A 3,175-nucleotide genomic window follows, 5' to 3' on the forward strand; every position below is an offset into this window, starting at 1 on the left:
AAATAATCTGGATGATCATGATAGGGTTGCTTATTCTTGTTCAACAGTTATGATTAAAGCATCATGAAAAACAGTGATAGAGCACATGCCGATAGAACTCAACGATATCTCACCTGAATTGCTAGAAAAAATTGACCTGAAAAGGCGTTTTACTCTTTTTCTTTTCGACCCAGCTGATGTTGAGTTATTTGATACAATTCAGGACATGAGTTTAGGCTTGAAACAACGCACTATTGCTCAACACCTGATCGCCTTAGCTAAATCACACAGTGGCATAGCCAATAAAGTATTTCAAGAAGGCGTAGAGGCACGTTATGAAATTAAACCTGCAACCCTTCGACGTACTCTGATGGAGCTTAAGAAATTAGGGTTCTTAGTCTTACATGAAGTCACTCATAACGGTCAAAAACGGTCTACTTCAAATATTTACACCTTAGCTAAAAAAGTTGACCTAGCTATAATTGCTGATCGTGACTCCCTAACGGATCGCAATCGTCCCAAAGGCAATAAAAAGTCTAATCGTGAAAGTGTCAAAAATGCTCTTCAGAAGAAATCTCTATCTCAACAGGATGTTGATCTGCGACCTTATCTTCCAAAGGGTATGCCTTATGACAAACAAATCTTACCTACTGAGTACATAGCACTGGCTCCAAACAAGAGGAATGGTAGCCCTAAAGCGCTTGTCCAATTCAAGCATCCAAAAGGTGGTAATTATACGGTTGCTGCAAAAGGGCATGAACAAGTATCGACTAAAGGTGCTATCCAAACCTTAATGGCACTATTGTCGTTAGCTATCGCATATAACGCCCGAGCAATGAAAACTAAGCGGTTTTCGCGTCCGTTCGAAAATACTGAGTGTGCTGCAAAACTAGAAGAGATTTTGTATCTACGTGGTCTGAGTGACAACGGTCAGACTCGTGATCGCATAAGAGAACAAATTCAAGAATTACGTCACACAGTTTATGAGTGGACCGATCTAGACGGTGTGATTGTAGATGAAGAACTTCAGAAACTGTTCACGCAAAAAGACTTCCAGTTCATTATTGAACTGGAAACCAACTCAAAACTCGCCCCCGTTATCAATGAGAACGGCGTGGAAGTAAAGCCGACACTGTTCTTCTATACGTTTCATCCCAAACTAATCGAAATTCTGGCTAAGAAAGAAGTATTTTTCACTTTACCCAAACAGATTGCAGTTGGTGACCCTCTGTTACTCCTCTTCTACATGTGTCTGCGTGTGAGGCGAGTAGGGTATGAGTCTTTGGATCTATCTTTAATTGCTGAACATATGTTTTTCGATGGGAGTGATAAAAAGCTTCATAATGACATCACAGCTGCGTTGGAAATCTATAAATGCAAACCAGGTGATTTGGTGATGCGCAATGATAAAAAGATTACCAAAGACTACAATTTGTGCGGGTACTATATTTCATTCACAAAGAATCAAGATGGTAACTACGTGGCCGTAATTGACTGTGATGAGAAACAGATGATAGAAGCTACAGGTTCAACCTTCAAGGAAGGCAAAAAGAATGCTCCAACGATAATGAACCCGTTGGTCAACAAGTTTGCGTTAGCAGATGAGATGAAACGTAACGTACTCGTAGATGCACTCCGCGATGACCTATTGTTTAAATATGTAACACATACAACTAGACGTTTCGCGAATTACCGAAAATTTAAATTATTAGAATCTGAATACACAATATCTGCCTATGACGATGAACACCACATAGACCGTATTGCTCACTTAGTTTCAATGGATTTAAATGCCAATAAAGATGTTGCTGTAGAAGCGCTACATAAAGTGCAAGGCCATCTTAAGAAACTCACTTATGGTGAGACAATAATTGAATCAGAACACTTCTACAGTCTGATGAGCCGCTTGGAAACTGGGCATAATATCAAGTTATCAAAAAGTGAATTAATCGACAGTGTAAAGCTATTGAGAGCCAAGAGATTTAACCAGTGGGTTAATGGAGAATTAGATGAGCTTGCCGCTTTCATTTCATCTAAGTTGGCTCAAGTAAGCTAAAGAGACTGAAAATCACAGAAAGTCGATATAGTCACTAAGTATGGTTACCTATTAAAAAAAAGAACCCGATGTGTCTCGGGTTCTTTTTTTTCGTTTAATTGTCGTCTGAAACCACCCAATGGTCAGCCACCAGCCGCTTTATAAAGGCATCGAAGAATTCTTTTTTACCGAATATACCCATTTTATTAAAATCATTGTTGCAGTAGCTACACAGCACCTCAGTTATTGCTTCATTCACTAGATAGTGGATTTCTTGGATACACACATGATACGAATCTTCGCCATCACCGAACGTTAGAATTACCCCTTTTTGGATCAGCTCAGAAGGCAGTTCCAATTCCTTTTTGTAAGTTGAATCGATGAATTTATAGAAGTCGGGGCCAGTGTGATGAGTGTTCCCTCGCGGAAGTAAGTACAAAGTTACTTTTGTCATGGTAGAAAACCTTTTTCTTATCTCATGTTGATTTCTTTTGTATACATCAATGACCAATTCTATGAAGGAAAATGAAAATCAAAGTGTTGTTCAACCGTGGAAAGCAAAAATGCCAAGGGTAAAGAGTCTTTTGTGGGTAAAAAAAGGCCCCGCTCCAATGCAGGGCAACTTTTATTATTGTTAAGTCGAAGCCTATCCCTAGGGAGATTTTGAACCGGCGACGGTGTCGCCTGAGCGTCCTACGGCCGAAAACAAAGAGACTCAACCTACTAGGGTGCTTTACACTGAGGAATCCCCTAATTATTTTTATAAAAATCATTAGCTTAAGGTAGAAACACATCTTGTCATGTGATCAAATGGTTTCGCCAAAAATCAATAATCAAACAACAAGATGTGTGAACTCGATATTTTACACGACTCTCTTCACCAATTCTGCCCTGAATTACACTTAAAACGGGCTTGTTGCAAAAACCTCACGAGCCGCCAGACTTTTACTATGATTCATCACTGAGCAATACGTTATGGTCAAGTCTGAATTCAAATGGCGACATTTCACCCCCGAACTTATCTTGTGGTGTGTCCGTTGGTATGGCACTACCGCAATGAGCTATGCAAACCTCAGTGATATGTTGTCCGAACGAGGTGTCTTCGTTAATCGCTCCACGATTTATCGTTGGTTCATTCACTACGGGCCTATCCTACATAAG

At 39.9% G+C, this 3,175-nt stretch carries 2 protein-coding genes and 1 pseudogene; 2 read left to right on the plus strand and 1 reads right to left on the minus strand.

Annotation, left to right across the window (positions count from 1 at the left end; all coding sequences use genetic code 11):
• Positions 1 to 85: 85 nt before the first annotated feature.
• The gene (locus BCT81_RS26745) at positions 86 to 2,035 is read left to right on the plus strand and encodes a replication initiator protein RctB domain-containing protein (RefSeq protein ID WP_102426426.1); all 1,950 of its coding nucleotides are present in this window, start codon (positions 86 to 88) and stop codon (positions 2,033 to 2,035) included.
• A 94-nt stretch (positions 2,036 to 2,129) separates the two neighbouring features.
• On the opposite strand, the gene BCT81_RS26750 is transcribed toward BCT81_RS26745, so the two are convergent.
• Positions 2,130 to 2,468, minus strand: coding sequence for a hypothetical protein (locus BCT81_RS26750; protein WP_102426427.1), 339 nt, complete (start codon positions 2,466 to 2,468; stop codon positions 2,130 to 2,132).
• Between the two features lie 521 nt (positions 2,469 to 2,989).
• Between BCT81_RS26750 and BCT81_RS26755 the strand changes: the two are divergent.
• A pseudogene (locus tag BCT81_RS26755) lies at positions 2,990 to 3,175 on the plus strand (IS6 family transposase); the annotation flags it as partial.

Source organism: Vibrio sp. 10N.261.52.A1 (genome assembly GCF_002876325.1).
Classification (GTDB): Bacteria; Pseudomonadota; Gammaproteobacteria; order Enterobacterales; family Vibrionaceae; genus Vibrio; species Vibrio chagasii.